Origin of the sequence: uncultured Novosphingobium sp. (genome assembly GCF_964277725.1) — a bacterium.
GTDB lineage: Bacteria > Pseudomonadota > Alphaproteobacteria > Sphingomonadales > Sphingomonadaceae > Novosphingobium > Novosphingobium fluoreni.
In genome coordinates, this window is the sequence record NZ_CAXYKL010000116.1 from 1 (window position 1) to 4355 (window position 4355).

4 protein-coding genes and 1 pseudogene are annotated in these 4355 nt (G+C 65.7%); 4 read left to right on the forward strand and 1 reads right to left on the reverse strand.

The features are described 5' to 3' along the window. Nucleotides 1-152: 152 nt before the first annotated feature. From ACHWRX_RS06885 to ACHWRX_RS06895, 3 genes are all read left to right on the forward strand, one after another. Entirely contained in the window at nucleotides 153-1169 is a 1017-nt protein-coding gene (locus ACHWRX_RS06885) for an arginine N-succinyltransferase (RefSeq protein WP_394658634.1), read from the forward strand. Nucleotides 1170-1208: 39 nt separating this feature from the next. Continuing rightward, nucleotides 1209-2471, forward strand: coding sequence for an N-succinylarginine dihydrolase (locus ACHWRX_RS06890; RefSeq protein WP_394658635.1), 1263 nt, complete (start codon nucleotides 1209-1211; stop codon nucleotides 2469-2471). A 116-nt stretch (nucleotides 2472-2587) separates the two neighbouring features. Beyond that, complete coding sequence (locus ACHWRX_RS06895; RefSeq protein WP_058736081.1) at nucleotides 2588-2857, forward strand: hypothetical protein; 270 nt, start codon at nucleotides 2588-2590, stop codon at nucleotides 2855-2857. A 3-nt stretch (nucleotides 2858-2860) separates the two neighbouring features. On the opposite strand, the gene queF is transcribed toward ACHWRX_RS06895, so the two are convergent. Next, entirely contained in the window at nucleotides 2861-3322 is a 462-nt protein-coding gene (queF, locus tag ACHWRX_RS06900; protein WP_394658636.1) for a preQ(1) synthase, read from the reverse strand. A 137-nt stretch (nucleotides 3323-3459) separates the two neighbouring features. Between queF and ACHWRX_RS06905 the strand changes: the two are divergent. Continuing rightward, nucleotides 3460-4355: pseudogene (locus tag ACHWRX_RS06905) on the forward strand (hypothetical protein); the annotation flags it as partial.

Here is a 4355-nt window from a genome sequence, read left to right on the forward strand (position 1 = left end):
GCGGCCTGCGGCGTGCCCGTAATCGATACGATGGGTGCCTGCGGCGGCGCGATCCACTCTCCGGACGAATTCCTGATCGCCTCCTCGCTGGACATGCGCGCGAAGCTGACCGCGCTGGTCATGCATCGCCTCGATCGCAAAGGGCTGCCCGCATGACGTTCCTGGTCCGCACCGCGCATGAGGATGATCTGGCCGCGCTGTATCGCATGGCCAAGGGCACCGGCGGCGGCTTCACCAACCTGCCCCCCGACAAGCCAACGCTGGACGCCAAGCTGAAGCGGACGGCGGAAAGCTTCAGCCGGGAAGACGATGCCCTGGCGGATGACCTGTTCGTGTTCATTCTGGAAGACACTGCCAGCGGCAAGACACGCGGCACGTGCCAGATCATGTCGCAAACCGGCACGCTGCTTCCGTTCTACTCCTACCGCATCGGCCGCATCACCCAGCACTCCAAGGAGCTGGACCGCACCTTCCGCGCCGAAATGCTGACCCTTTGCACCGATCTTGATGGGTCGAGCGAGGTGGGCGGCCTCTACCTCGATCCTACCGAACGGTCGGCCGGCGTAGGCAAGCTGCTCGCCCGCAGCCGCTATCTGTTCATCCGGGCGCACCGCCAGCGCTTTGCCGACCGGACCTTGGCCGAACTGCGCGGCGCGATCGACGACGCCGGCAACTCACCGTTCTGGGACGGTCTTGCCGGACGCTTCTTCGACATGAGCTTTCGCGATGCCGACGAATTCAACGCGCGCAAGGGCAACCAGTTCATCGCCGATCTCATGCCCAAGCACCCGATCTATACCGCGCTGCTGCCGGAAAGCGCGCGGCAAGTGATGGGCCAGCCGCACTACTCCGGCCGCCCCGCCATGCGCATGCTGGAGAACGAGGGCTTCTCGTACCAGAACTATGTCGACATCTTTGATGGCGGCCCTTCGATGATCGCGCAAACGGATCGCATCCGCACGATCGTCGAAGCAAGAGATGCGCAGATCGTCGCCATCGGCGAGGGCGAGGTGGGCGAAGAACAACTCATTTCGTGCGGCCGCCTGGGACAATTCCGGGCCTGCCTGGGCCATGTCTCGCGTGTCGCCGGCGGCGTCATCATCGATGGCGAGGCTGCCGACTTGCTGAGAGTTCAGGTTGGCGACACCATCAGCCACGCCCCGGCCTGACCAGCCGGCAGTTCGCTCAATGCCTTTGGATCGCACCTCATGCTGACCGAAATCAACTTCGACGGGATCGTCGGCCCCAGCCACAACTATGCCGGGCTCAGCCTGGGCAACCTGGCGTCCGCGCGTAACTCGGGCCGGGTATCGCGCCCGCGCGACGCGGCGCTGCAAGGGCTGGCCAAGATGCGGCTCAATTTGTCCATGGGGCTGACGCAAGGGTGGTTCATGCCTCATGATCGACCGGACGAGGCCTGGCTGTCGCGCCTGGGCTTCGGTCAGGATCGGGGCATGGAACAAGCCGACGCCGGGCTGCGATATGCCGCGATGTCGGCGTCGGCAATGTGGGCCGCGAACGCCGCCACGGTCAGCCCCGCGCCCGATACCCGGGATGGCCGTTGCCACCTGACTGCCGCCAATCTCGTCACGATGCCGCACCGTAGCCATGAATGGCCCGGCACCCTGGCGCAGTTGCGGTTGGCCTTTGCCGACACCGCGCACTTTGCCGTCCATGAGCCGGTACCGCCGCCTTTCGGAGACGAGGGCGCGGCCAACCACATGCGTCTTTGCGCCAGTCACGGTTCGGCAGGCATCGAGGTGTTCGTCTATGGCCGATCGGGCGGCCCCTTCCCCGTCCGCCAGCATCGCGAGGCCAGCGCTGTCGTTGCCCGGCGCCACGGTCTGGACCCGGAGCGGACGATCCTTGCAGAGCAATCCGAAGAAGCGATCGCGGCGGGCGCCTTTCACAACGATGTCGTGGCCGTCGCCAACGAGATGGTGCTGTTCACGCATGAACAGGCCTTCGCCGATCCCGCCGCCCTCTATGCCCAGCTGCGTGCCAGGCTGCCCGAACTGGTCATCGTCGAAGTGCCCGCCGCCGCTGTCAGTCTGGAACAGGCGATCGCGTCCTATCTTTTCAACGCGCAACTGGTGACGCTGCCCGACGGCGGCATGGCCCTGATCCTGCCCGGAGAAGCGCGGGAGAACGGCGCGGTGTGGGCGTGGCTGCAGCAACTTGTCGCCGGGAACGGACCGATCCGCGCACTGCACGTGGCGGACTTGCGCGAATCCATGGCGAACGGCGGCGGCCCGGCGTGCCTCCGCCTGCGCGTCGTGGTCGATCCAACCACCGTCGACCCGCGCTTCCTCGCCTCCGCCGATCGCATCGCCCAGGTAGAGCGTGTCGTTACACGCCATTGGCCGGAGGAAATAGCGCCCGACGATCTTGCCCGCCCTTCCCTCTGGCAGGCGGTCAAAGCCGCGCGCCTGTCCCTGCTGTCGGAACTCGATCTATCCACTCTCGCTTGAGGACGACAACGATGGGTCGCGTTAACCAAGCCCTTGTTTGTATAACTTTTTAAGCTGTGGATAACTCGGGATACTAATCGGGCTGAGCGCGTTGAGCTTATCGAAAGGGATCTTCGATGAGCGGAATGCTGTTTGCACTCGCCTTGTTTGGCTGCACCGACGATGGCTCCGCATGCCAGCGTCTGGGTTCGACAGAGCAAACTTACGAGAGCCGCGTCGAATGTCTGGCCGCGCAGCGTACGGCGCTGGATAGCGAAGCGGCAATGGAAGCCGATTACCCCAGCATCCTCGCCCAGTGTATGACGCGTTCGCAACTGGCCCGGATCGGCCATGGTCCCGTCAACATCCGCAAAGCCGGCTTCACCATGGCGGACGCCGCAGAGTAAGCCTCAGCCGCGTCCGCGATAGGATTGCACGCCCTGCTCCGGCACCCAAAGGCCGTGCGGCGCAGCGCTTGACTGCCAGAAAACGTCGATCGGGATACCGCCACGCGGATACCAGTATCCGCCGATGCGCAGCCAGATGGGCTTCATTTCGTCGAACAGCCGCTGGCCAATACCGACCGTCACATCCTCGTGAAAGCCGCTGTGGTTGCGGAACGATCCCAGGAACAGCTTGAGGCTCTTGGATTCGACGATCGTCTCCCCCGGCGCATAATCGATCACCAGATGCGCAAAATCGGGTTGGCCCGTCACCGGGCACAGAGATGTGAATTCCGGCGCAGCAAACCGCACCAGATACAGCGAGCCGACACGCGGATTGGGCACATAGTCCAGCCGGGCGTCTTCAGGCGACGACGGAAGGGCGCTTTGTTGGCCCAGATGAATGGGGGAGACTGGCAGTTCGCTCATCTGTATGCCAATGCCGCCAACCCGGCGTGCTGGCAACCTGCCGTGCATGCCGGACAGATTAAGTCGATGTTCAGTCGCCCCCATGCAGCCGCGTCGACGCGCATGGTGGGCAGCGGTTTGGGACGGAGTGGATGTGCATGCGGGCCGCGATCGGCAGACCTTCGCTAAAGACGGCGCTGACGACGACGGCGCTAAAGGGATCGGCGGCGATCGCATTCGCCTGCATCGTCGCGTTGCCTGCGATGGCGCAGGACAGCGGCGCCGTGACCTCCTACCGCCTGCCTGAAGCGGGACAGACCAGTGCCCCCCGCGCCCAGGGGCCGGTCGATCCGGACAACCCTTACGCGCCGCCGTCCAACAGTTCCCCGGTGCGGCCGGTCACCCCCACGCCCTCGGCACCCCAGATCAACCTGCCGCCCGTCACGGCGAGCCCGGCCCCGTCCCGTCAGCCCGCGCGAACCGAGGATGCGCCCCGCTCGCCGCGCCAGCAGGCCAGCCCGACTCCGGAAGCTCGGCAGAGTGAGGCGGCGCCGGCAATCGGATCGGCGCTGCCATCGGATACCCCTGATGCCGCCCCAGCGCCCACGATCGCCACCCCGCCGCCGGTCTTGCCAAGCAGCAATGCCGATGATGCGCCACTGATCCAGGCTCCGGCCAAAAGCGACAGCGACGGTGCGTTCCCATGGTGGGTCGCGGGCCTGGCTGGTGTCGCCGCGCTGGCGGGCGGTGCGTTCTGGATGCGGCGGCGTCGCCAACCGGACTTGATTGAAGAGCCTTTTGCAGAGCCGGTGCCGGTGCCGACAATCGTCCCGCCACGCCAGCCCAGGCCGGTCTTAAACAAAACTGCGGCAGCGCCCACGCCTGCAGCCGCCCCACCCCCGGCGCCACCGCGCGCGCCCGTTGCCCAGCCGGTCACGGCTGGTTTGGACGAGGCGCTGCAACTGTCCGTTGCCTTCACACCGATCGCGGTGCGCCTCTCGCTGGTCTACGCCACGCTGCAGTATGAGGTCACGCTGACCAACGTGGGCGCTGC

Excerpts from the sequence above, each read along its gene's own strand:
- queF (WP_394658636.1), bottom strand. The coding sequence starts at position 3,322 with ATGAGCGAACTGCCAGTCTCCCCCATTCATCTGGGCCAACAAAGCGCC.
- ACHWRX_RS06895 (WP_058736081.1), top strand. The coding sequence starts at position 2,588 with ATGAGCGGAATGCTGTTTGCACTCGCCTTGTTTGGCTGCACCGACGAT.
- ACHWRX_RS06885 (WP_394658634.1), top strand. The coding sequence starts at position 153 with ATGACGTTCCTGGTCCGCACCGCGCATGAGGATGATCTGGCCGCGCTG.
- ACHWRX_RS06890 (WP_394658635.1), top strand. The coding sequence starts at position 1,209 with ATGCTGACCGAAATCAACTTCGACGGGATCGTCGGCCCCAGCCACAAC.